Here is a 21570-nt window from a genome sequence, read left to right on the forward strand (position 1 = left end):
CCGCAGCAGGCAGTATCGAAGTCGCATCCAAGCTACAAGGGGACGCCGGCGTTGCTGACGCCGGCGGCTATTCGAAGTTGAACAAAGATGTTCACGCCGCAAGGAACCTTCATGACACAGCCCATCCATCTCTCCCGCCGCGGCTTTATCGCGGCCAGCGCCGCGCTGGCCGCCTGCGCCGCCGCGCCCTCCCTGGTCCGGGCGCAGTCGGCCCAGCCGTTCCGCCTGGGGGCGCTCAATTCCATCACCGGCGTCGGCGGCCCCTACGGGCCGGCCATGCTGGAAGCCATCAAGATCGCCATCGACGAGGTCAACGCCGCCGGCGGCGCTGCCGGCCGCAAGATCCAGCTCTACGCCGAAGACGACCAGACCAAGCCCGACGCCGCCGTGCTGGCCGTGAAGAAGCTGATCGAGATCAACAAGGTCGAGGCGGTGGTGGGCATTTGGCCGTCGTCGGTGGGCCTGGCCGCCATGCCCATCACCAATGCCGCGGGCCTCATCACCATGAACACCTGCGGCGCGCCGGAAATGCTGACCGAGAACAAGCAGGGGCTGGCCTGGATGTTCCAGGCGTCCAACGCCGTGTTCGGCCGCGCCTTTGCGGAAGTGGCGCGCCAGCGCGGCTTCAAGCGGCCGGCGGTCATGGCTTTCAATAACTCCACCTTCGTGGGGCAGGCCAACTACTTTCGTGATGCCTGGCAGGAGAAGGGCGGCAAGGTCAGCGCCTTCACCATCTACGAACCCAACCAGACCACCTACCGCACCGAGCTGACCAAGGTGCTGGCCTCCAAGCCCGACGTGATCTCGCTGAGCGCCTACCGGCCCGACGCCACCATCATCCTGAAGGAGTGGTTCCAGACCGGCCAGGACTGCAAGTTCATCATGCCCGGCTGGACCGCCAACGAAGACCTGGTGAAGGCGCTGGGCAAGGAAGCCACCGAGGGCATCATCTCGATCTCCAACGTCGCGGCCCACGAGCACCAGGCGTACAAGACCTTCGCCGCCGAATTCCGCAAGCGCACCAAGCGCGAGCCGGACATCTTTGCTTCGCAGTCCTACGACATGGTGATCACGCTGGCGCTGGCGATCGAGGCGGCGGGGGCCACCGCGGACGTGGCCGCCATCAACGGCAAGATCCGCGCCGTGACCGCGCAGGGCGGCGGTGAAAAGGTCAGCGGCTTTGCGCAAGGCCAGGCGCTGCTGCGCGCAGGCAAGCCGGTGGACTACGACGGCGCATCCTCGCGCCTGGACTTCGGCAAACAGGGCGAGACCGTGCCGGACTTTGGCGTCTTCGACATCCGCGACGGCAAGCTGGTGCTCAATGAAGTCATCGCCGGCAAAGTCTGACGATAAAAACACTAGGGGAACACAAGTATGGATGCAATCACCGTCATCAACGCCGGGATCAACGGCGTTGTGATCGGGATGCTGCTGGCCTTGCCGGCACTGGCGATCACGCTGGTGTTCGGCATCGCCCGCTTTCCCAATGCCGCCAGCGGCGACTACATGACGTTGGGCGCCTACGCCGCCGTCTTCACGCAGGCGCTGGCCGGCGGCTCGATGCTGGCGGGCGGCCTGGCCGCCGTCGCCGGCACCACCCTGGTCAGCCTGTTCTTCTATGCCTGGGTGTTCCGGCCGCTGGAGTCGCGCTCCAACGTGTCGCGCCTGATCGCGTCCATCGGCGTGGCGTTCGCGCTGCGCAGCACGATCACCTTCTTCGCCGGGCAGGACCAGTACACCTTCGACCTGCCGCTTACGCGCGCCTGGAATTTCGGCGGCGTGCGCATTTTGCCTACCGATCTCTACATCGTCGGCACGGCGGTGGCGGCGCTGGCGCTGGTGTTCGCGCTGATGCACATGACGCCCACCGGGCGGCGCATGCGGGCGGTGGCCGACAACCCGGAGCTGGCCGCGGCCAGCGGCATACGCGGACGGCGCGTGATGATCACGCTGTGGAGCATCGCGGGCGCCTATTGCGGGCTGGGCGGCGTGCTGCTGGGCATCAAGGCAGTGGTGATCCCCGAACTGGGCTGGGAACTGTTGATGCCCATGTTCGCGGCCGTGATCCTGGGCGGCATCGGCAATCCGGTGGGCGCCATCGTCGGGATCATGGTGTTCAGCATTGCGCAGGAAATCGCCAGCCTCGTGGTGGGACCTGCCTACAAGATCGTGTTCGCCTTCGCGGTGCTGCTGTGCGTGCTGCTGCTGCGTCCCCAGGGCATCTTCGGCCGTCCGATGGCGGCGAGGTGAAATCATGGAAGCCTATCTGATTGCTATCGCCATCGGGATCCTGATCTACATGCTGCTGGCCTTCGGCCTGTCGCTGCATTACGGGTTCACCGGACTGATCAACTTCGGCCACGTCGGCTTCTTCGCCATCGGCGCCTATACCTCGGCCCTGCTGTCGCTCAAGGGCGTGCCCATCCCCATCTCCATGGCGGCGGCCGCGGCCTTCGCGGCGCTGGCCGCGTGGCCGCTGGGCATGATCGCCTTGCGGCTGGGCAGCGACTACCTTGCCATCGTGACGCTGGGCTTCTCCGAGTCGGTGCGCATGATGCTGCAGACCGAGGAATGGCTGACGCGCGGGATGCACGGCCTGCCAGGCATCCCGCGGCTGTTCGCGGGCTGGGCCTCGCCGCAGACGGTGGACCTGTGGATCATGCTGCTGCTTCTGGCGGTCAACGCCGGCGCGTTGTTCCTCATCCATCTGGTGATACGCAGCCCGTTTGGCCGCGTGATCGAGGCGGTGCGGGACAACGAAGTCGCGGTGCGGGCGCTGGGCAAGGACCCGGCCCGCTTCAAGACCCGTTCGCTGATGCTGGGCGCGGGCCTGGCCGGCCTGGCGGGCGCCTTCCAGGCGCACTACCTGACCTTCATCAGCCCTGAGCAGTTCGTGCCGCTGATCACCTTCTACATCTGGATCGCCATCATCCTGGGCGGAGTGGGGCGCTTGAGCGGCGTGGTGGCCGGCACGGTGCTGCTGGTCGGATTCCTGGAAGGTTCGCGCTTCGTGCGGGACTTCGTCGGCGGCATCTCGGAGGTGCAGATGGCCAGCGTGCGCATCGGCGTCATCGGCCTGGCGCTCATCTGCGTGGTGCTTTACCGGCCCCAGGGCATTTTCGGCAATGCTGCCGCTACCCGCAGGAGAAAGGCATGACGCTGCTTTGCATCAAAGGGCTGAGCGCCAGCTTCGGCGGCTTCAAGGCGCTGGACGACGTGTCGCTGGAAGTGCGCAAGGGTGAAATGGTGGGGGTGATAGGCACCAACGGCGCGGGCAAGAGCACGCTGTTCTCGGTGGTCACGGGCTACATTCCGCCCAGTTCCGGGTCCGTGCGCTTCGCGGACGAGGACATCACGGGCGTGGCCGTGCACCAGCGCGTGCGCCGGGGCCTGGCCCGCACCTTCCAGGTGCCGCGCGAGTTCAGCCAGCTGACGGTCTTCGACAACATGATGGCGGCGGCGCCGGACCAGCGCGGCGAAAAGCTGGCGGCGCTGGTGTTCGCCCGCCGTGAGGTGGCCCGCGAAGAGGCGCGCAACGCCGAGCGCGTGCATGAACTGCTGGCCTTCCTGAACCTGTCGCGGGTCGCGGACGAGCCCGCCGGGAAACTGTCGGGCGGCCAGAAGAAGCTGCTGGAGCTGGGACGGCTCTTGATGCTGGAGCCGCGCTGCATCCTGCTGGACGAGCCGTTCGCCGGCGTCAACCCGGTGCTGATCGAGGAGCTGTCGGCGCGCATCGTGGAACTCAACCAGCGCGGCCTGACCGTCGCCATCATCGAACACAACCTGGAAGAGCTGTCGCGCATCGTGCCGCGCATGTACGTCATGGACCGCGGCCGCGTCATCGCCGAAGGCACGCCCGACAGCGTCCTGGCCAATGAACAGGTGCGCGAGGCGTACATGGGGGGAGTGATATGAGCCAGCTCGTCATGCAAGGCCTGTCCGGCGGCTACGGCGAGGTCGATATCGTGTCCGGCATCGACATGCACGTGGCGCCGCGCGAGATCGTTACCATCGCCGGCACCAACGGCGCGGGCAAGTCCACGCTGGTCAAGGCGGTGATGGGCCTGTTGCCGCGCATCGCCGGCACCATGGCCTTTGACGGCCGCGACCTGCTCACGCTGCCGGTCGAGGAGCGCGTGCGCATCGGTATCTCCTATGTGCCGCAGGTGCGCAATGTGTTCGGCGCGCTGACCGTGCTGGAGAACCTGCAGGTGGTGGAACACGTGCAGGCGCGTGAAAAGCGCATCCGCGACATGTTCGAGCTGTTCCCGGCGCTGGCCGGGCGGCGCAAGACCCACGCCGAGAACCTGTCCGGCGGCGAACGCCAGCAACTGGCCTTCGCCCGGGCGCTGATGTCCTCGCCGCGCCTGATGGTGCTGGACGAACCGTCCGCCGCCTTGTCGCCGGCGTTGACCGAGCAGGTGTTCGCCGAAGTGCGGCGGCTGCCGCAGATCGGCGTGGGCGTGCTGATGGTGGAGCAGCGCGCGCGCCAGGCGCTGGCGTTCAGCGACCGCGGCTACATCCTGGATTCCGGCCGCATCGTGCTGACCGACACGGGGCAGGCGCTGCTGGCCAACCAGCATATGAGCGATCTGTACATAGGACGGGGCGGCCACGCGGGCGCGGACCGTCCGCCCAGCGGCAGCATCCCCGCTTGAAACCGCCAGAGCCATCCCGCCGGCAGCCGCCGTCGCGGATGGCAAATCCATATTTCCATATCTCTTTGCAGGAGCCGTATCTTGCCTACTTCCGAAACCATGGTTTCCCCGGCGTCCGTTGCGCGCCGCCCGGCGCCCGGCGCCATCGCCGCCTTGACCGCCACCCAGGGCCTGGCCGCGCTGGAGCAGGGCACGCTGACCTGCGAAGCCTGGGCGCGCGCCTGCCTGGACCGCATCGAAGAGCGCAACGGCGGCGTCAAGGCCTGGGTCCGGGTGGACGCCGAGGGCGCGCTGGCCCGCGCCCGTGAATGGGACCGCCACGGCCGGCGGCGCGCGCTGGACGGCGTGCCGCTGGGCATCAAAGACACCATCGACACGGCGGCCATGCCCACCGAATTGGGCGACCCCGAGATCTTCCCCGGCCGCCAGCCCGAGGCCGACGCGCCCGTGGTGACGCAGGCGCATGAGCTGGGGTTCAACGTGCTGGGCAAGAACACCGTGTCGCGCCACGCCATCATGCTGCCGGGGCCTGCGCGTAATCCGCATGACCTGACCCGTACGCCGGCCGCGTCCTCGGCCGGTTCGGCGGCGGCCGTTGCCGATTTCATGGCGCCGCTGTCCATCGGCACGCAGACGGCGGGTTCGATTCTGCGGCCCTCGGCGTTCTGCGGCGCGGTGGGCTTCAAGCCCACGCTGGACGCCATTCCCTACGTGGCGATCCGGCGCTATTCGCGGGTGCTGGACGTGATCGGGCCGATCTCGCGTTCGGTCGACGACGCGGCCTTGTTCATGCGGGCGTTTACCGGCGATCCCCGGTTCGATCCGGCCTCCGCATTGCGCAGCGATTTCCGCCTGGGCGTTTGGCGGCCGAAGGACTGGGCCGACACCGAGCCCTGCATGCGCGAAAGCTTCGAGGCCAATCTGCGCGCCTTGTCGGCCGCAGGCGTCAAGGTCACGGAATTGGCCATGCCCGCGGCCTTCGACACCATGGGCGAGGCGCAGGACGTGATCATGGCCTACGACCTGGCGCGCGAGTACGCCGCCATCAAGCGCGATCATGCGGCGCTGTGCGATCCCGGGCTGATCGAGTACCTGACGATGGGCGAGGGCCTGTCCGCGGCCGAGTACGCGGGGGCGCTGGATGCCGCCGACGCATGCCGCCGGGCGTTCTACGACGTTGCGCGCGAAGTCGACGCAGTGGCCATGCCGTCCACGCTGGGCGAGGCGCCGCCGGCCAGTTCCACCGGCAGCTCCGCCTTCATCCGCATCTGGTCGCTGCTGCACAACCCGTCCATCACCTTGCCGGTGGCGCGCGGCCCCAATGGCCTGCCGCTGGGCTTCCAGATGGTCGGCTTCGTGAAGGAGGACGCGCGGCTGCTGTACTGGGCGCGTTGCGCCGAGCGCATCCTGGGGTCGACCGCGCACCAGCCCTGACCGGCCCCTGGCCGCGGCTTGCGCCGCCGTGCGCCGCCGGGGCGCGGCGGATGCTTTGGCGCCTTCGGGCGCTTTTTTTGCGTCTGGGCTCTGGGGTTTTCCCTATTAATTCTCAGTATTCGGGAATAAAAAGCAGGGTAAGAGCCATAAATTGATAATCTGCGCTCCGTTAGCTTGGAGCCAAATGTTGAAAGCGGATCTATCAGTCGGGGCAGGCGCGGATCGCGTGCTGTATGTGCTGGCCACCCTGGCCAGGCACGACGGCCCCCTCAGCATCGCCGCGCTGGCCGAGCAGACCGGCCTGGCGCAAAGCACCCTCTACCGCCAGGTGGCGCTGCTCAAGCGCTGGGGCTTCGTCGCCGAGCACGATGGCGAGTACGGTCCCGGCCCGCTGTGCGTGCAGTTGGCCTGGGGCTTTGACCAATCCTCGTTCCTGATCCATGAAGCGCAGCCCGACATGGCCGCGCTGGCCGCCGCTTCTGGCGAAACCATAGGCTTGCTGGTGGCGGTCAAGGATCAGGCCGTGTGCCTGGACATGATCGAGAGCCAGCATCCGCTGCGCTGTTCCTTCACCAAGGGGCGCGGCCTGCCGCTGGCGCGCGGCGCCTCGGCCAAGTCGCTGCTGGCTTTCATGCCGCTTGCCCGACAGCAGGCCGCGTTGGCGTATCTGGCGGCCGAGGCCGACGTGGACGCCGGCCGGCTGGGCCACGAACTGGAAGCCATCCGCACCCAGGGCTATGCCGTCACCGACAGCGAAGTCGATGCCGGCGTCTGGGGCGTCAGCGTCCCCATTTTTCAACGCGCCAACCAGGCCGTGGCCTCGATCACGCTGATGGCGCCGTCGACCCGGGCCGCCCAGCGGCCCGAGGCATTGACCGAAATGACCGTGGCCGCGGCCCGGCGCATCTCGGCGAAGCTGCAAGCTCATTAAGACCGCCTTCTTCCATTCCACGCCGTACCCGTAGACACCCGACTGCCGTATCCATATTCCATAGAGGACCCACCATGACCACTCGCCGCACACTGCTGACCGCCGCCCTGACGCTGGGCCTCGCCTGGAGCGCCGCCCCGGCGTTTGCCCAGGACACCATCCGCGCCGTCACCGACGCGACCTTCCCGCCGATGGAGTTCGTCAAGGACGGCAAGCGCACCGGCTTCGACATCGAACTGGTGGAAGCCCTGGCCGGCGCCATGGGCAAGAAGGTCGAATGGATCGACATCGACTTCAAGGGCCTGATTCCCGCGCTGCAGGCCGGCCGCGCCGACATTGCCGTGTCCGCCATCTACATCACGCCCGAACGCGCCAAGGTGGTGGACTTCACCGATCCGTACTACGCGGGCGGCCTGGTCGTGATGACCAAGAAGGACGGCCCGGTCAAGACCCTGAAGGACCTGGACGGCCGCAAGGTGTCGGTGCAGGTGGGCACCAAGTCGGTCAACTACCTGAAGGAACACTACCCGGCGGTGCAGCGCGTGGAAGTCGAGAAGAACCAGGAGATGTTCAACCTGGTGCAGATCGGCCGCGCCGAAGCCGCCGTGACCGGCAAGCCTGCCGCCAAGCTGTTCGCCCAGAGCACGCCGGACCTGACGGTGCTGAACGACCAGATCACCACCGAGGACTACGGCATCGCCGTGCCCAAGAACAAGCCGGAGCTGACCCGTGAGCTGAACGCCGCGCTGCAGAAGCTCAAGGCCGACGGCAGCTACCAGGCCATCGTCAACAAGTGGTTCGAGGCCCCCGCGAAATGAACCTGGATTTTTCTCCCGTCTTTGCCGACTTCGGCGCGCTGATCAATGGAGCCGTGGTCACCGTCGAGGTGACCGCGGGCGCCTTGCTGCTGGCCTGCGTCATCGGCCTGCTGGTGGGCGTGGGACGCCTGAACCCCAAGCGCTACGTCATCTACAACCTGTGCAGCGTTTATTTGCTGCTGTTCCGCGGCACGCCCTTGCTGGTGCAGCTGTTCATCTGGTTCTTCGGCCTGCCGCATTTCGGCATCACCCTGCCGGCGTTCGCCTGCGGCGTGCTGGGCCTGGGCATGTACTCGGGCGCCTACGTGTCCGAAATCGTGCGCGGCGCGATCCAGTCGGTGGACCGCGGCCAGACCGAAGCGGCGCGCTCGCTGGGCATGTCGTCCGGCCAGGCCATGCGCATCATCGTGCTGCCGCAGGCCGTGGTGCGCATGATCCCGCCGCTGGGCAATGAATTCATCGCGCTGATCAAGAACTCGGCCCTGGTGTCGCTCTTGACGATCCATGACCTGATGCATGAAGGCCAGAAGATCATCAGCGTGTCCTATCGCTCGCTGGAAACCTATCTGGTGGTGGCGCTGATTTATCTGATCCTGACCACGGCCACCATGCTGGTGCTGCGCAAGGTTGAACACCGCCTGCGCGCGGGAGGGATGGTGCAATGAACTCCGCAATGAACTCCGCTACGACCCGGGCCGCGGATCCGCAAGAAATGATCCGCATCCGCGGCCTGCGCAAGTCCTACGGCGACCACGAGGTCTTGCGCGGCATCGACTTCGACGTGCTGCCGTCCCAGGTGGTGGTGGTGATCGGGCCCAGCGGCTCGGGCAAGAGCACCTTGCTGCGCTGCTGCAACGGCCTGGAAGTGGCGCAGACCGGCACCATCGACATCTGCGGCCAGACCCTGCTGGACCACGGCGAGCTGTTGCCCGAGGCCGAGCTGAACCAGCTGCGCATGCAGGTGGGCATGGTGTTCCAGGGCTTCAACCTGTTCCCGCACCTGTCGGTGCTGGACAACGTGACGGTCGGTCCGCGCAAGTTGCGCGGCATGGGCCGCGAAGAAGCGCATGCGCTGGCGGCGGACCTGCTGGACAAGGTCGGCCTGGGCCAGAAGATGTCGGCCATGCCGGCCAGCCTGTCCGGCGGGCAGAAGCAGCGCGTGGCCATCGCCCGCGCGTTGGCCATGCAGCCCAAGGTCATGCTGTTCGACGAGCCGACCTCTGCGCTGGATCCGGAGCTGGTGGGCGAAGTGCTGCAGGTCATGAAGCTGCTGGCCAAGGAAGGCATGACCATGATGGTGGTCACGCACGAAATGGGCTTCGCCCGTGACGTGGCCGACGTGGTGGCGGTGATGGACGGCGGCGTAATCCTGGAATCCGGTTCGCCCGACGTGATCTTCACGCAGCCGCGCGAGCCGCGCACCCGCGAGTTCCTGCAGGCGGTGCTGAACGCGGGGCAGGGGGCGGCATGAGCGTGGCGCAATTCGACCCAAGTCTCTGGAAGGCCCGCGACGACAGCGCCGAACAAGGCGACACGCGCCGCCTGGCGCATATCGTCGAAGCGGCCAGTGGCCAAGCCCGCAAGGGCGAGGCGGTGCTGCTGGGCTTTGCCTGCGACGCCGGCGTGGCCCGCAACCAGGGCCGCATCGGCGCGGCCGAAGGCCCGTCGGCCATCCGCAAGTTCCTGGCGGGCCTGCCGGCGCACGGCCTCACGCGTTTGCTGGACGCGGGCGACGTGGCCTGCGAGGGCGACCGGCTGGAGGACGCGCAGGAGCAACTGGGCTTGCGCGTGGCGGAACTGATGGAGCAGGGCGCACGCCCGCTGGTGCTGGGCGGCGGCCATGAGATCGCCTGGGGCAGCTTCCAGGGCCTGGCGCGCTGGCTGGACGCCCGCGGCGACACGGAACCCGTGCTGGTGCTGAACCTGGACGCGCACTTCGACCTGCGTACCGGGCGGCCCGGCAGTTCCGGCACGCCCTTCGACCAGATCTCGCGCTATTGCGAGGAACGCGGCCGGGCCCTGCAATACGCCTGCCTGGGCGTATCGCGGCTGGCCAATACGCCGGCGCTGTACGCACGCGCCGCCGAAGTCGGCGCGGTCTGGGTCGAGGACCGCGACATGCAGGAGCGCCATCTGGCCGCGCGCCTGGCCAACGTCGACGCCTTGCTGGCCCGGGCCCGGCACGTCTACCTGACCATAGACCTGGACGTGCTGCCCGCGGCGGTCATGCCCGGGGTGTCGGCGCCGGCGCCCTATGGGGTGCCGCTGGCGGTGATCGAGGAAATCGTGCTGCGGGTCAAGGCCAGCGGCAAGCTGCGCCTGGCGGACATGGCGGAGTTCAACCCGCGGTTTGACGTGGACGGCCACGGCGCGCGGGCGGCTGCCCGCCTGGCCTGGCAGTTGTTGAACGATTGAGCGGACCGGCGTCTCATCCTTCGGATGGGGGCAGGACCATACGGGGCGGTTTCCTGGGAGGAAACCGCCCCGTTTTTCGTCCTCCTTATGGCGGGCGGCAGGGCTTGCAGCTTATGGCTGGCAGGCTGGACGCTGCCGATTTGGCGGCTTAGGATAAGGGCAGCATCAGGCTTGGGTTTGCGGCCCGTTCAACCGCCGCAACAGTTATGTGTCCCCAATTAAAATATTTTCGTTTTAAATGGGGACGCTATAACTTTCGTGGATAAAATGGCGCAACTTTGTCAGGAGAGCCAGCTCATGTCTCAAACTCCCACCCACGCATTGCCGTCTTATCTGAACGCCGAGGACCTCGGCCCCTGGGGCAACTATCTGCAACAAGTCGACCGGGTCACCCCGTATCTTGGTTCGCTGGCGCGTTGGGTCGAGACCCTGAAGCGCCCGAAGCGTTCCCTGATCGTCGATGTGCCGATCGAACTCGACAACGGCAGCATTGCCCACTTCGAGGGCTACCGCGTCCAGCACAACACCTCGCGCGGCCCCGGCAAGGGCGGCGTGCGTTTCCACCAGGACGTCACGCTCTCCGAAGTGATGGCGCTGGCAGCCTGGATGTCGATCAAGAACGCTGCGGTGAACCTGCCTTACGGCGGCGCCAAGGGCGGCGTGCGCGTCGATCCGCGCAAGCTGTCGGCCTCCGAACTCGAGCGCATGACGCGCCGCTACACCTCGGAAATCGGCGTCATCATCGGACCGTCCAAGGACATCCCGGCGCCTGACGTGAACACCAACGCCCAGACCATGGCCTGGATGATGGACACGTACTCCATGAACGAAGGCGCCACCGCCACCGGCGTGGTCACCGGCAAGCCGATCGCGCTGGGCGGCAGCCTGGGCCGCGTGGAAGCCACCGGCCGCGGCGTGTTCGTGGTGGGCTGCGAAGCCGCGCGCGATCTCAACATCGACGTGTCCAAGGCGCGCGTGGTGGTGCAGGGCTTCGGCAACGTGGGCGGCACCGCCGCCCGCCTGTTCCATGAAGCCGGCGCCAAGGTCATCGCCGCGCAGGACCACACCGGTACCGTCCACAATCCCGCGGGCCTGGACGTGCACAAGCTGCTGTCCTACGTGTCGCAACATGGCGGCGTGGGCGGCTTCTCCGGCGGCCAGGCGATGGACAAGAACGAGTTCTGGACGCTGGAAACCGAATTCCTGATCCCGGCCGCCCTGGAAAGCCAGATCACCGTCGACAACGCCGCCAAGGTGCGCGCGAAGATCGTCGTGGAAGGCGCCAACGGCCCGACCACGCCGGAAGCCGACGACATCCTGGCCGAACATGGCGTCTACGTGGTGCCGGACGTGCTGGCCAATGCCGGCGGCGTGACGGTCAGCTACTTCGAATGGGTGCAGGACTTCTCCAGCTTCTTCTGGAGCGAGGACGAGATCAACCAGCGCCTGGAGCGCCTGATGCGCGAAGCCTACGCGTCGGTGTCGCAAGTGGCCAAGGAACACAAGGTCACCCTGCGCACGGCGGCGTTCATCGTCGCTTGCACGCGCATCCTGCAAGCGCGTCAGGTGCGCGGCCTGTACCCCTGATACCCGATACGGCGGGGCGTCTCCGGACGTCACGCCGAGGAGGGCAGGAGACAAAAACGGAAATCGCCCCGCAAGGGGCGATTTCCATTTGCGTGGCTGCAAGCGCATCACGTTGCGCGCATGGATAGCACACCGACATTGCAGGCCTGCGGGCGCCGCGCCCTACGTGGGGGCTGTCGGCAGGACGCCACATCCCCCTCACTTTTTTGCGGCCTAGGGAATTTCCCAGCTTGCGTTACAAGAACTGACACATTGCGTCCCTAGAATTCGTTCCTGCCATGCGCCGAGCGCGCCGCACGCGATGCGTGCCAGCCCGGATGCGCATGTCTGTTCAATCAATGGGAATTTGCAATGAAAAAGACTTTGTTCGTCACCGCCATGCTGGCCGCGTTCGGCGCAACGGCGCAAGCGGAAACCTCGGTGACGCTCTATGGCCTGATCGATACGGGTATCGGCTACCAGCGCATCAAGGGCGATGGTTACCATGAGTCCAAGGTTGGCATGGTCAATGGCGTGTCCAGCGGTTCGCGTTGGGGCCTGCGCGGCGCCGAGGACCTGGGCGACGGCCTGAGCGCCGTGTTCACGCTGGAAAGCGGCTTCAACTCGGCCAACGGCACGTCGGGCCAGAACAGCCGCCTGTTCGGCCGCCAAGCCACCATCGGCCTGAAGAGCACCTCGTGGGGCCTTCTGGAACTGGGTCGTCAGACCAACATCGCCTCGAAGTACTTCGCCGCGATCGATCCGTTCGGCGGCAGCTACGGCCAGGCCAACGTCGGCGTGGCCTTCAGCGCCGCCAACACGGTCCGCTACGACAACATGGTGCAGTACTCGACGCCGTCGTTCAGCGGCCTGCAGTTCGGCATCGGCTACTCGTTCAATGCCTCCGACACGACCACCGCGCAGACCGGCTTCAAGACCGCCGACAATACCCGCGCCATCACGACCGGCCTGCGCTATGTCAGCGGCCCGGTGAACGTGGCGCTGACGTATGACCAGCTGAACCCCGCGAACCAGTTGAACACCGACGCCACGCCCAAGTCGTGGATGATCGGCGGTTCGTACGACTTCGAAGTGCTGAAGCTGGCGCTGGCCTACGGCCAGACGCGTGACGGCTGGTTCACCGGCCAGGGCGCCAATGCCTTCGGCAGCGGCAGCCCCACGGCCAAGGGCTTTGGCACCAACGTGGCAGTGTCGGGCTTCAAGGCCAATTCCTACCTGGTGGGCCTGAGCGTGCCGATCGGCGGCGCCAGCAACATCCTGGCTTCGTGGCAGCGCGCCGACACCGACAGCACCAAGCTGACCGGCGACGACGCCACCATGAACATCTACAGCCTGGGCTACACCTACAACCTGTCCAAGCGCACCAACCTGTACGCCTTGGGTTCGTATGCCACCAACTTCGCGTTCACCGACGGCGTGAAGAGCACCGTGGCCATGGTGGGCGTGCGTCACCGCTTCTAAGACGAGAGGCGCGCATGGGCGGCGCTGGGGCGCCGCCCTGCCGCCGCGGTTGCACTGAGCGGACTGGGCGTCTTACCCGGCCACAGACGCGAAAAAAGCGGCCACCTCCCTAGCTCCATCCTCAGTCCGCTCAACCGAACCCCGGCTTGCTGCCGCAGGGAGCGCCCGCGCAGGCCGCGGGCGTTTCCAGGGGCGGCTTATGAAGCCGGCAGCAGCTCAGGCTTCAGGATCCCGCGCAGTTCCGAATACGGAATGTTCAGCTCGGGTTCGCCATGCGAGTACGGCGCGATGGAATAGGCGTCGTACTTGACCACGATGCCCTCGCGCGTCAGCGCATAGTTATCGCTTTCCTGGAACGGCCACATCTTGTTGTAAGCCGTCGGATCGCGGCGCGCATCCGGATTGCCGGCCAGCCACTTGGCATGCGCCTGGCGCAGCGCCGCCACGTACTGCGGATGGCGGCCCGGTATCAAGGCTTCTTCCAGGCTCATCACGCGGCCGTGGCTGCGCTCCCAGTTCAGGTACTGGGTGGCCGGAATGCCGTGCGCCGCGCCAGTAAGGAATTGCTCGGTGTGCAGTTCGACGGCCACGATGTCGCCTACCGTGTCCTTCACGCTGGCCTTGAAATAGGTGGCGTCGCGCGCGCGAGCCACCGACCAGAAATACTGCGTGTATTCGGACAGCGTGTCATAGGGCCCGCGGCGGTTGGCATCGGTGCCGGTCATGTAGGCCAGCACGTGGTCTACCAGCGCGGTCAGCTTGGGGATGCCGGGAAACGCGACGCTGTCGATTTCGATGCGGGGGCAATCGCCCTCGCAGCCTGGCTTGCTGGACGCCCACTTGATGCGCTCGGTGGACAGGTCGCCGACTTTTTCCGGCGTGGACGCCGAGGCCGGAGCCTGCGTGGCCAGGGTGATGTCCGCGGGCGGCGTACTGCCGCAGCCCGCCAAAGCCAGCAGGGCCGCGCCCAGGATGAGACCGCTTATCGCGCCTTGCGGCGTGAATGTGCGACGCATTGAAACTACCTCCAGAAAATCGGGGCGCGGCCGTTCAGGGCACCACGCCGGTCCACTCGGGCGTGGCGAACTTCTCGGCCGCCTGCGCCTGCGCGCGAGCCAGCGTGTCGCTGCCTATCTGCCCGGGGGTCAGACGGTGCAGGCCGGCAAAAGTTTCCACCATGCGGTCGATGATCACTTCCCGCGCCAGCCCGGTCTGGGTGCGCAGGGGATCGACGCGCTTCTTGGCGCTGGTGGTGCCTTTGTCGGACAGTTTTTCGCGGCCGATGCGCAGGACCTCGACCATTTTATCCGCGTCGATGTCGTAGGACATGGTGACGTGGTGCAGCACTGCGCCGCCGCGGCGCGCCTGCGCCGCGCCGCCGATCTTGCCGATGTCCGAAGCGATGTCGTTGAGCGGCTGGTACCAGGCCTTGATGCCCAGGCCCTGCAGGGCGGTCAGCACCCAGGCGTCCAGGAAGGCGTAGGATTCCTGGAAGCTCATGCCATGCACCAGCGCCTGGGGGGCGCTGAGCGAATAGGTGATGGAGTTGCCGGGTTCCATGAACATCGCGCCGCCGCCGCTCACGCGCCGCACGACCTGGATGCCGTGGCGGCGCGCGCCTTCGGGGTCGACTTCGTTCTTCAAGGATTGGAAGCGGCCGATCACGACCGCGGGTGCGGCCCATTCCCAGATGCGCAGCGTGGGCGGACGCAGGCCGGCGCCGACCTCGTCGGTGATGACGGCGTCCAGCGCCATGTGCAGCACCGGGTCCTGCGGCCCTTCATGGATCAGCTGCCAGTCGTAGTCGTTCCAGTCGGTGCGCGTCATGCCAGCGCCCTCCGCAGCACCACGGCAACGGCCTCGGCCGAGAAGCCGAACATTTCGGCATCGGCGGGCAGGGCCGATTGCACGGCCAGCGCCAGTTCCAGTTCGCCGGCGTCGGCCGGCAGGCCGTTCAGGCCGCTATTGATGGCGTCCAGCGCCTCGGGCGGCTCAAGAAAAAAGTCGCCGCTGATGCGCACGTCGGCCAGGCGGCCGTCGCGCACTTCCAGATCCGCGACGACCAGTTTGCCGCCGGGGACTTTGTATTCGCCATGCATGGGCGCTCCTTGCTGTATCAGTACCAAAAACTACAGGCTGAGCTTCATGCCGTCATGGCTGGCTTTGAAGCCCAGGCTTTCATAGAACCTGCGCGCGTCGGGCCGGGCGCGGTCCGTGGTCAGCTGCACCAGGCTGCAGCCCTGGATGCGGCATTGCTCGATCGCCCATTCGAACATCTTGCGTCCGAGGCCCGCGCCGCGCGACGACGAGGCGATGCGCACGCTCTCGATCTGTCCGCGCCATTGGCCCAGCCGCGACAGGCCGGGTATGAACGATAACTGCAAACAGCCGACCAGGTTCGAGTCCTGCTCGACCACGGCCAGGAATTGATTGGGGTCCTGGCCGATTGCGGCAAAGGCGGCAGCATAGCGCGGGTCCAGCGGCAGCGCGGGATTCTCGCGCGTGGCGCCGAGTTCATCGTCGGCCAGCAGGGCGACGATGGCCGGCAGATCCCCCAGGCGCGCGCGGCGGAAAACCAGTTGCGGGTCGGGCATGGCGGCTCCTTCAGCGGGTGGTGTTCTGGGCGGTCTGGCCGAACAGGATGCGGCGCGATTCCTCGTCGCTGATGGACGGCGCCGTGTTGATGGTGTCGGCCAGGGCATAGGCGCGCTGCGTGGCGGGGCGGGCCGCGATGGCGTCGAACCAGCGCTTGAGGTGCGGGAACTCGTTCAGGTCCTGCCCCTGCTTGGCGTGCGGCACGATCCAGGGATAGGCCGCCATGTCGGCGATGGAATAGTCGCCGGCGACGAACTCGCGGTCCGCCAGGCGCTTGTTCAGCACGCCGTAGAGGCGGTTCGTTTCCTTGACGTAGCGGTCAATGGCGTAAGGGATGCGCTCTTGCGCGTAGCCGGAAAAGTGGTGGTTCTGGCCGGCCATGGGACCCAGGCCGCCCATCTGCCAGAAGAGCCATTGCGACACTTCAGCGCGGCCGCGCACGTCGGCGGGCAGGAATCGGCCGGTTTTCTCGGCCAGATACAGCAGGATGGCGCCCGACTCGAACAGCGAGATCGGCGCGCCGCCGCCGGCCGGGGCCTGGTCGACGATGGCGGGAATGCGGTTGTTCGGGGCAATGGCCAGGAACTCGGGCTTGAACTGATCGCCGCGGCTGATGTTCACCGGATGGATCTTGTAGGGCAGGCCGGTTTCTTCGAGGAACAGCGTGATCTTGTGGCCGTTGGGGGTGGTCCAGTAGTAGAGATCGATCATGGGATGTCCTGTGCGTCGCGCCGGCGGCGGCCGGCGCAGGGAAAGGCCATGATAGCGGGGCCGGCTTCGCGCCGGCCCCAATAACCGGGGGGCGGGTACGGGTTTGCCCCGGGGGCTTGCCCTGGCAGCGGCCCGCGTTCAGGCCGTGCCCGCGCGCGGCCGCCCCGGCAGGCGCCAGCTCCAGTTCAGGCTTACGCCCGCCGCCGCCAGGAAGATCATGGCCACGCCCGCGATCTGCGTGGCGTCCATGCGGTGGCCGTAGACCATGAAGTCCAGCAGGATCGCGACGGCAGGATAGATGAAGCTCAATGCGGCGGTGGACGTGGTAGGCAGCTTCTGGATGGCCGAATACATCAGGATGTACATCAGGCAGGTGTGGATCAGCCCCAGGGCCACCAGGTAGCCCCATTGCAGGGGCGCGGCGGGCAGGGCGTTGAAGTCCGCCATGGGCAGCAGCATCACCGCGCCCAGCGTCACCTGCACCAGCGCCAGCACCTGCGGCGGAATGTGCTTGAGCCGCTTGACGATGATGGCGGTGACGCCATAGAGCGCCGCCGCGCCCAGCCCCAGCATCAGGCCCGACAGATAGGCGCGGCCGTCCGCGCCGCCAGCTTCGGACAGGCGCAGCACCAGCATCAGGCCGGCGAAGGCCAGCACCGACCAGGCCAGCTTGCCGCGCGTGGGCCGCTCGCCCAGGAACAGCACGCCCAGGCCGATCAGGAAGAAGGGCTGCACGTTGTAGACCGCGGTGGCCAGCGAAATGGACGCCAGCCGATAGGCGGAAAACAGCAGCACCCAGTTCAGCACCAGCGCGGCGCCCGCGGCCAGGGCCAGCATCAGCGTGCGGGCGGTGAACAGGCCCGGCTTGAGCAGGCCGCGCGCCCAGCAATACACAAACAGGGAGAGGGCGCCGAACACGCAGCGGAAGAAGACCACGTTCCAGGCGCCTTGCCCCGACTCCAGCACAAACACGCCCAGGGTGCCGGACAGGGTCATCGCCGCGGCCATCTGGGCCAGGCCCACGCGTTCTGATGAGGGATTCATGAGGGTTCTCCAGGGCCTTGCGGCCACGATATTCGATGGAGAAATTATCCCAGGCGGATCAAGCTGGTTATATGATGTTGATGTGGTGAATCGATTCCGAAACCTTTGTTTAGGTGGAATTTATGCAAAACGACCTAAAAAGTGAAAACCCGGTCCTGGACGGTATCGACCGCCGCCTGGTGGAGATGCTGACCACCAATGCGCGCACCACCACGGCCGACCTGGCGCGCCAGGTCGGGATGTCCGCGCCCAGCGTCGCGGACCGCCTGCGGCGGCTGGAAGAATCGGGCGTGATCCGGGCCTACACCCTGGACGTGGACCCGGTCGCGTTGGGCTACGCGCTGGAGGCCATCGTCCGCATCCGCCCCTTGCCCGGGCAGCTGCGCCACGTGGAAGGCCTGATCCAGCAGATTCCGGAATTCGTGGAATGCGACAAGGTGACGGGCGACGATTGCTTCATCGCCCGCGTGGTGCTGCGCTCGATCTCGCATCTGGACGGCATCCTGGAGCGCGTGACCGAATTTGCGGAAACCAATACCGCCATCGTCAAGTCCCACACGGTGCGCCGCCGGCTGCCGCCGCTGCGCTGACGCGCGGCTCAGACCGGCGCGGACAGCGCCTTTTCGATGTCGTCCTTGATGCCGGCCGGGGTGTCGGTGGGCGCATAGCGCTTGATGACCTGGCCGTCGCGGCCCACCAGGAACTTGGTGAAGTTCCACTTGATGCCCTCGGTGCCGAAGACGCCGGGCTTCTCGCCCTTGAGCCAGCGGTAGAGCGGGTGGGCGTCCTCGCCGTTGACGTTGATCTTGGCGTAGAGCGGAAAGGTGATGTCGTACTGCGTGCTGCAGAAATTGCGGATTTCGGCTTCGTCGCCGGGTTCCTGGTGGCCGAACTGGTCGCAAGGAAAACCCAGCACCGCGAAACCATCGTCGTGGAACGAGCGGTAGAGTTCTTCCAGGCCGGCGTACTGCGGCGTGAAGCCGCATTTGGAGGCCACGTTCACCACCAGCAGCACGCGGCCGCGGTACGTGTCCAGGGACTGTTCCGTGCCGTCGATGGCGCGGGCGGAAAAATCGTAGAGGGTGCTCATGCGGGCTCCTTAGGCGTCCGAACGCGAGGGCGTCAGCGCGCCGGCTTGTTGTCCAGCGAGTGTAGCCCCGGCATCGCGGCCGTAGTAGCGCGTACCCCACAAGGTCAGCAGCAGGACGGCGGCGGTGATGCCGGCCGACATCCAGGGCAGGTCCGTCAGCGGCAGGCCGTGGCCCAGCGCCACGCTGCCCAGCCAGGCGCCGCCCGCATTGCCCAGGTTGAAGGCGCCCTGATTGAGGGTCGACGCCAGGTTGGGCGCGTCGGCCGCCTGGTCCACGATCAGCGTCTGCAGCAAAGGCACGACGGCAAAGCCCAGCACGCCCCAGATGAAGGTCATGACCAGCATGGGCGCCAGCGCGTGGATGGCCTGGCTGAGCGCCAGGAAGACCAGCAGCAGGCCGATGAAAATGCGGCGCAGCGACACTTCCAGGTTGCGGTCGCCCAGCTTGCCGCCCAGGGTGCTGCCCACGGTCAGCGCCACGCCGAAGAGCAGCAGCACGCCGGTGACGCCGCGTTCGGACACGCCGGTCACTTCGCGCAAGAGCGGCGCGATGTACGTCAGCACACAGAACAGCGCCGCGGAGGCCAGCACGCTGGCGGCCAGCGGCCAGACCACGCGCACGTCGCGCAGCACCTTGAATTCGCGCAGGATGTTGCCGGGCTGCATGGGGATGCGGGCCGGCAGCCAGGCGGCCAGCGCGGCCACGGCCAGCAAACCGATGCCGCTGACCACCCAGAAAGTCGAGCGCCATCCGGCCACCTGGCCCAGCGCCGTGCCCAGCGGCACGCCCAGCACGTTGGCCAGTGTCAGGCCGGTGAACATCAGCGCAATGGCGCTGGCGCGCTGGTTGCGCGGCACCAGGTCCGCGGCCACCACGGCTCCCAGGCCGAAGAAAGCGCCATGGCAGAAGGCGGTGAACACGCGCGCCGCCATCAGCAGCGCGTAGTTCGGCGCCAGCGCGCACAGCAGGTTGCCCACCACGAAGGTGCTGGCCAGGCCGATCAGCGTGGCCTTGCGCGGCAGCCTGGCGGTGAGGATGGCCATGATGGGCGCGCCGATCACCACGCCCATGGCGTAACCGGTGATCAGCAGGCCTGCGACGTCAATGCTGACTTGCAGGTCGGCGGCGACGTTGGGCAGCAGGCCCATGATGACGAACTCGCTGGTGCCGATGCCGAAAGCGGCGGCGGCCAGCGCGATAAGGTGCAGGGGCATGGGACAGGGCCGGGACGAAAGGAAGGCCCCGGCGCAAAGAGAAGGCAAGGGCGGAATTCTAGGGCAGCGCCGCGCAAGCGTCGGGGGAAAGCCCTATTCTGAATAAGGGTATACCCTTAAATTGACGCGGCGCGGGCCTTTGTTCCGGACCGGCCGCGGCGCCGCCAAGGGCTTGCGCGGCGCGGGGCCATTGGGCGGGTTTCGCCGCAGCCGTCCTATCATGTCCATCAGATCCAAATGCGCGCGCTGTAGGAGAAATCGGCAATGGAAGGAATGATTGAACGCCTGGAGGCGATGCTGGCCAAGGGCACGGACAACATGCTGCTGCGTTTTTCGCTGGGAAAGGCCTACGCGGAGCAGGATTGCTTCGCCGATGCCGAGCCCCATCTGCGCGCGGCGCTGGCATTCGATCCCGCCTATTCGGTGGCCTGGAAATGGCTGGGCAAGGCTTGCCTGGGACAGGGCGACAAGAGCGGCGCGCGCGCCGCCTGGGAATCGGGCCTGCAGGCCGCGCAGGCGCGCGGCGATCAGCAGGTGGTGAAGGAGTTGCAGGTGTTCATCAAGCGCTTGGACAAGGAGGCTGCGGCTGGGCACGCGTGAGCCGGAATACCTCGATGGCGTGGCGCAGCTCCTCGGTTTCGGCCCGCTGCGCAACCGTCCCAGGCGCATCCGCTATGCCGGTGTGCACGTCGCGGGCCAGGCCCACCAGATTCCTGCGCGTGGCCTCCAGCGAAAATCTTAATGCGCCGATCTCATCGTCCGGATTGCCCGGCGCCAGCGGCGTGCCCAGATTGCCGGCCGCGATCTGCCGCGTGAAGTCGGTGGCCGTGGCCAACAGGCCGGACAGGGAGCGGCCATAGGCCCAACCCGATGCGAAGATCAGGCAGACGCCAGCGGCCAGCACTGCCGTGGCCAAGGCCAGTTGCTCGATATTCAGGTTGGCCGCCATGCCATGCAGCGCGAAGCCGCCGGCGGCCAGGAACAGCGCGGACGAAAGTCCCGCCCAGGCCAGCATGCGCGCGCGTATGCCCGACGCCCGCCAGTCGCGCAGACGCGCCAGCGGGCCTCCGGGCAGGATCCGCCCCGCGCGCAACCGCAAGCCGCCGGTAATGCCGGTGCGCAGGCGCCGGTAGGCGCTGTCCGCGGTGTCGATCTGGGCGCGCGTTGGTTTGACGCGCACGCAGGCATAGCAGACGGTGACGCCGCGCTCCACCACCGGGGTGATGCTGGCCAGCGACCAATAGTGGCCGCCATGCTTGCGCCGGTTCTTGATCACGCCCGTCCATGACTGGCCCCGCTGTATCGTGCGCCACAAGTCGTCGTAGGCGGCCAGCGGCATGTCGGGATGCCGCATGGTGTCATGGCCCTTGCCCATCAGATCCGCCTGCGTGTAGCCGCTGACCTCCAGGAACGCCGGATTGGCGTAGATGATGCGGCCGCGCGCGTCGGTGCGGGTGATGAGGCACTGCTCGTCGTGCAGCGTGTATTCCTGGTCGTGGACCTGCGGATGGTCGCGCATGGCTGTGTCGTCCTGCGATCGGCGTTGGCGGAATGTCGTAGACCGATCATCCGGGACGCGGACGGAAGCGGCGTTGACCTAGGTCAAGCGGG

The 21570-nt window shown here is 66.9% G+C and carries 24 protein-coding genes; 15 read left to right on the forward strand and 9 right to left on the reverse strand.

The window, feature by feature from the left end; all coding sequences use genetic code 11:
* The first annotated feature begins 111 nt into the window (after nucleotides 1-111).
* The 13 genes from IB257_RS01810 to IB257_RS01870 all read left to right on the forward strand — a co-directional run bounded on the left by IB257_RS01810 (nucleotide 112) and on the right by IB257_RS01870 (nucleotide 13304).
* Nucleotides 112-1347 (forward strand): ABC transporter substrate-binding protein, encoded by a 1236-nt coding sequence (locus IB257_RS01810; RefSeq protein ID WP_225588714.1) that lies wholly within the window; start codon nucleotides 112-114, stop codon nucleotides 1345-1347.
* 27 nt (nucleotides 1348-1374) lie between these two features.
* Complete coding sequence (locus tag IB257_RS01815; RefSeq protein WP_054456757.1) at nucleotides 1375-2250, forward strand: branched-chain amino acid ABC transporter permease; 876 nt, start codon at nucleotides 1375-1377, stop codon at nucleotides 2248-2250.
* A 4-nt stretch (nucleotides 2251-2254) separates the two neighbouring features.
* On the forward strand, nucleotides 2255-3157 hold the full coding sequence (locus tag IB257_RS01820) for a branched-chain amino acid ABC transporter permease (RefSeq protein ID WP_088140207.1): 903 nt from the start codon (nucleotides 2255-2257) through the stop codon (nucleotides 3155-3157).
* Nucleotides 3154-3915 carry an ABC transporter ATP-binding protein gene (locus IB257_RS01825; protein ID WP_054456759.1) on the forward strand — a complete coding sequence of 254 codons (762 nt, stop codon included), beginning with the start codon at nucleotides 3154-3156 and terminating at the stop codon, nucleotides 3913-3915. The genes IB257_RS01820 and IB257_RS01825 overlap by 4 nt, the downstream gene beginning before the upstream one ends.
* On the forward strand, nucleotides 3912-4658 hold the full coding sequence (locus IB257_RS01830) for an ABC transporter ATP-binding protein (RefSeq protein WP_119451090.1): 747 nt from the start codon (nucleotides 3912-3914) through the stop codon (nucleotides 4656-4658). The genes IB257_RS01825 and IB257_RS01830 overlap by 4 nt, the downstream gene beginning before the upstream one ends.
* An 81-nt stretch (nucleotides 4659-4739) precedes the next feature.
* Complete coding sequence (locus IB257_RS01835) at nucleotides 4740-6092, forward strand: amidase (protein WP_192491773.1); 1353 nt, start codon at nucleotides 4740-4742, stop codon at nucleotides 6090-6092.
* Nucleotides 6093-6276: 184 nt separating this feature from the next.
* Nucleotides 6277-7023: an IclR family transcriptional regulator gene (locus IB257_RS01840; RefSeq protein WP_054456762.1), complete on the forward strand. Its 747-nt coding sequence runs from the start codon at nucleotides 6277-6279 to the stop codon at nucleotides 7021-7023.
* Nucleotides 7024-7097: 74 nt separating this feature from the next.
* Nucleotides 7098-7841: a transporter substrate-binding domain-containing protein gene (locus tag IB257_RS01845; RefSeq protein ID WP_119451092.1), complete on the forward strand. Its 744-nt coding sequence runs from the start codon at nucleotides 7098-7100 to the stop codon at nucleotides 7839-7841.
* Nucleotides 7838-8506 carry an amino acid ABC transporter permease gene (locus tag IB257_RS01850; RefSeq protein WP_013393489.1) on the forward strand — a complete coding sequence of 223 codons (669 nt, stop codon included), beginning with the start codon at nucleotides 7838-7840 and terminating at the stop codon, nucleotides 8504-8506. The genes IB257_RS01845 and IB257_RS01850 overlap by 4 nt, the downstream gene beginning before the upstream one ends.
* 47 nt (nucleotides 8507-8553) lie before the next feature.
* Entirely contained in the window at nucleotides 8554-9312 is a 759-nt protein-coding gene (locus IB257_RS01855) for an amino acid ABC transporter ATP-binding protein (protein WP_175162966.1), read from the forward strand.
* Nucleotides 9309-10256 (forward strand): formimidoylglutamase, encoded by a 948-nt coding sequence (gene hutG / locus IB257_RS01860; protein ID WP_054456765.1) that lies wholly within the window; start codon nucleotides 9309-9311, stop codon nucleotides 10254-10256. Before IB257_RS01855 ends, hutG begins: the two co-directional genes overlap by 4 nt.
* Before the next feature lie 297 nt (nucleotides 10257-10553).
* A complete protein-coding gene (locus IB257_RS01865; protein ID WP_054456766.1) occupies nucleotides 10554-11843 on the forward strand; it encodes a Glu/Leu/Phe/Val dehydrogenase in 1290 nt (429 codons plus the stop codon).
* A 351-nt stretch (nucleotides 11844-12194) separates the two neighbouring features.
* The gene (locus IB257_RS01870) at nucleotides 12195-13304 is read left to right on the forward strand and encodes a porin (protein ID WP_054456767.1); all 1110 of its coding nucleotides are present in this window, start codon (nucleotides 12195-12197) and stop codon (nucleotides 13302-13304) included.
* Between the two features lie 197 nt (nucleotides 13305-13501).
* Here IB257_RS01870 and IB257_RS01875 read toward each other — a convergent pair whose 3' ends face one another.
* The 6 genes from IB257_RS01875 to IB257_RS01900 all read right to left on the reverse strand — a co-directional run bounded on the left by IB257_RS01875 (nucleotide 13502) and on the right by IB257_RS01900 (nucleotide 17654).
* Entirely contained in the window at nucleotides 13502-14320 is an 819-nt protein-coding gene (locus tag IB257_RS01875; protein ID WP_054456768.1) for an RsiV family protein, read from the reverse strand.
* Between the two features lie 34 nt (nucleotides 14321-14354).
* Nucleotides 14355-15131 (reverse strand): biotin/lipoate A/B protein ligase family protein, encoded by a 777-nt coding sequence (locus IB257_RS01880; RefSeq protein ID WP_054456769.1) that lies wholly within the window; start codon nucleotides 15129-15131, stop codon nucleotides 14355-14357.
* Nucleotides 15128-15403 carry a lipoate protein ligase C-terminal domain-containing protein gene (locus tag IB257_RS01885; protein WP_013393496.1) on the reverse strand — a complete coding sequence of 92 codons (276 nt, stop codon included), beginning with the start codon at nucleotides 15401-15403 and terminating at the stop codon, nucleotides 15128-15130. Before IB257_RS01885 ends, IB257_RS01880 begins: the two co-directional genes overlap by 4 nt.
* Before the next feature lie 30 nt (nucleotides 15404-15433).
* The gene (locus tag IB257_RS01890; RefSeq protein WP_054456770.1) at nucleotides 15434-15898 is read right to left on the reverse strand and encodes a GNAT family N-acetyltransferase; all 465 of its coding nucleotides are present in this window, start codon (nucleotides 15896-15898) and stop codon (nucleotides 15434-15436) included.
* 10 nt (nucleotides 15899-15908) lie between these two features.
* Nucleotides 15909-16610, reverse strand: a complete 702-nt coding sequence (locus IB257_RS01895) for a glutathione binding-like protein (protein WP_119451095.1) — start codon at nucleotides 16608-16610, stop codon at nucleotides 15909-15911.
* 138 nt (nucleotides 16611-16748) lie between these two features.
* Nucleotides 16749-17654, reverse strand: coding sequence for a DMT family transporter (locus IB257_RS01900; RefSeq protein WP_175213257.1), 906 nt, complete (start codon nucleotides 17652-17654; stop codon nucleotides 16749-16751).
* Between the two features lie 122 nt (nucleotides 17655-17776).
* Between IB257_RS01900 and IB257_RS01905 the strand changes: the two genes are divergently transcribed.
* Entirely contained in the window at nucleotides 17777-18244 is a 468-nt protein-coding gene (locus IB257_RS01905; RefSeq protein ID WP_054456773.1) for an Lrp/AsnC family transcriptional regulator, read from the forward strand.
* Between the two features lie 8 nt (nucleotides 18245-18252).
* Here the strand turns inward: IB257_RS01905 and IB257_RS01910 are convergent, their stop codons facing one another.
* Nucleotides 18253-18744: a glutathione peroxidase gene (locus IB257_RS01910; protein ID WP_059380299.1), complete on the reverse strand. Its 492-nt coding sequence runs from the start codon at nucleotides 18742-18744 to the stop codon at nucleotides 18253-18255.
* 9 nt (nucleotides 18745-18753) lie between these two features.
* Complete coding sequence (locus IB257_RS01915; protein WP_054456775.1) at nucleotides 18754-19959, reverse strand: MFS transporter; 1206 nt, start codon at nucleotides 19957-19959, stop codon at nucleotides 18754-18756.
* 264 nt (nucleotides 19960-20223) lie between these two features.
* Between IB257_RS01915 and IB257_RS01920 the strand changes: the two genes are divergently transcribed.
* Nucleotides 20224-20559, forward strand: a complete 336-nt coding sequence (locus IB257_RS01920) for a tetratricopeptide repeat protein (RefSeq protein WP_082401201.1) — start codon at nucleotides 20224-20226, stop codon at nucleotides 20557-20559.
* Here the strand turns inward: IB257_RS01920 and IB257_RS01925 are convergent.
* The gene (locus tag IB257_RS01925; RefSeq protein WP_119451096.1) at nucleotides 20519-21478 is read right to left on the reverse strand and encodes a PAS domain-containing protein; all 960 of its coding nucleotides are present in this window, start codon (nucleotides 21476-21478) and stop codon (nucleotides 20519-20521) included. The two genes, IB257_RS01920 and IB257_RS01925, sit on opposite strands and share 41 nt — an antisense overlap.
* Nucleotides 21479-21570 lie beyond the last annotated feature (92 nt).

This window comes from Achromobacter sp. ACM03 (assembly GCF_014851665.1).
Taxonomy (GTDB): Bacteria; Pseudomonadota; Gammaproteobacteria; order Burkholderiales; family Burkholderiaceae_B; genus Achromobacter; species Achromobacter aegrifaciens.

Coding starts and splice junctions, on each gene's coding strand:
- IB257_RS01915 (WP_054456775.1), bottom strand. CDS start 19,959: ATGCCCCTGCACCTTATCGCGCTGGCCGCCGCCGCTTTCGGCATCGGC.
- hutG (WP_054456765.1), top strand. CDS start 9,309: ATGAGCGTGGCGCAATTCGACCCAAGTCTCTGGAAGGCCCGCGACGAC.
- IB257_RS01815 (WP_054456757.1), top strand. CDS start 1,375: ATGGATGCAATCACCGTCATCAACGCCGGGATCAACGGCGTTGTGATC.
- IB257_RS01925 (WP_119451096.1), bottom strand. CDS start 21,478: ATGCGCGACCATCCGCAGGTCCACGACCAGGAATACACGCTGCACGAC.
- IB257_RS01910 (WP_059380299.1), bottom strand. CDS start 18,744: ATGAGCACCCTCTACGATTTTTCCGCCCGCGCCATCGACGGCACGGAA.
- IB257_RS01890 (WP_054456770.1), bottom strand. CDS start 15,898: ATGCCCGACCCGCAACTGGTTTTCCGCCGCGCGCGCCTGGGGGATCTG.
- IB257_RS01845 (WP_119451092.1), top strand. CDS start 7,098: ATGACCACTCGCCGCACACTGCTGACCGCCGCCCTGACGCTGGGCCTC.
- IB257_RS01865 (WP_054456766.1), top strand. CDS start 10,554: ATGTCTCAAACTCCCACCCACGCATTGCCGTCTTATCTGAACGCCGAG.
- IB257_RS01895 (WP_119451095.1), bottom strand. CDS start 16,610: ATGATCGATCTCTACTACTGGACCACCCCCAACGGCCACAAGATCACG.
- IB257_RS01900 (WP_175213257.1), bottom strand. CDS start 17,654: ATGAATCCCTCATCAGAACGCGTGGGCCTGGCCCAGATGGCCGCGGCG.
- IB257_RS01810 (WP_225588714.1), top strand. CDS start 112: ATGACACAGCCCATCCATCTCTCCCGCCGCGGCTTTATCGCGGCCAGC.
- IB257_RS01850 (WP_013393489.1), top strand. CDS start 7,838: ATGAACCTGGATTTTTCTCCCGTCTTTGCCGACTTCGGCGCGCTGATC.
- IB257_RS01830 (WP_119451090.1), top strand. CDS start 3,912: ATGAGCCAGCTCGTCATGCAAGGCCTGTCCGGCGGCTACGGCGAGGTC.
- IB257_RS01870 (WP_054456767.1), top strand. CDS start 12,195: ATGAAAAAGACTTTGTTCGTCACCGCCATGCTGGCCGCGTTCGGCGCA.
- IB257_RS01840 (WP_054456762.1), top strand. CDS start 6,277: ATGTTGAAAGCGGATCTATCAGTCGGGGCAGGCGCGGATCGCGTGCTG.
- IB257_RS01875 (WP_054456768.1), bottom strand. CDS start 14,320: ATGCGTCGCACATTCACGCCGCAAGGCGCGATAAGCGGTCTCATCCTG.
- IB257_RS01885 (WP_013393496.1), bottom strand. CDS start 15,403: ATGCATGGCGAATACAAAGTCCCCGGCGGCAAACTGGTCGTCGCGGAT.
- IB257_RS01855 (WP_175162966.1), top strand. CDS start 8,554: ATGATCCGCATCCGCGGCCTGCGCAAGTCCTACGGCGACCACGAGGTC.
- IB257_RS01825 (WP_054456759.1), top strand. CDS start 3,154: ATGACGCTGCTTTGCATCAAAGGGCTGAGCGCCAGCTTCGGCGGCTTC.
- IB257_RS01820 (WP_088140207.1), top strand. CDS start 2,255: ATGGAAGCCTATCTGATTGCTATCGCCATCGGGATCCTGATCTACATG.
- IB257_RS01905 (WP_054456773.1), top strand. CDS start 17,777: ATGCAAAACGACCTAAAAAGTGAAAACCCGGTCCTGGACGGTATCGAC.
- IB257_RS01920 (WP_082401201.1), top strand. CDS start 20,224: ATGGAAGGAATGATTGAACGCCTGGAGGCGATGCTGGCCAAGGGCACG.
- IB257_RS01880 (WP_054456769.1), bottom strand. CDS start 15,131: ATGACGCGCACCGACTGGAACGACTACGACTGGCAGCTGATCCATGAA.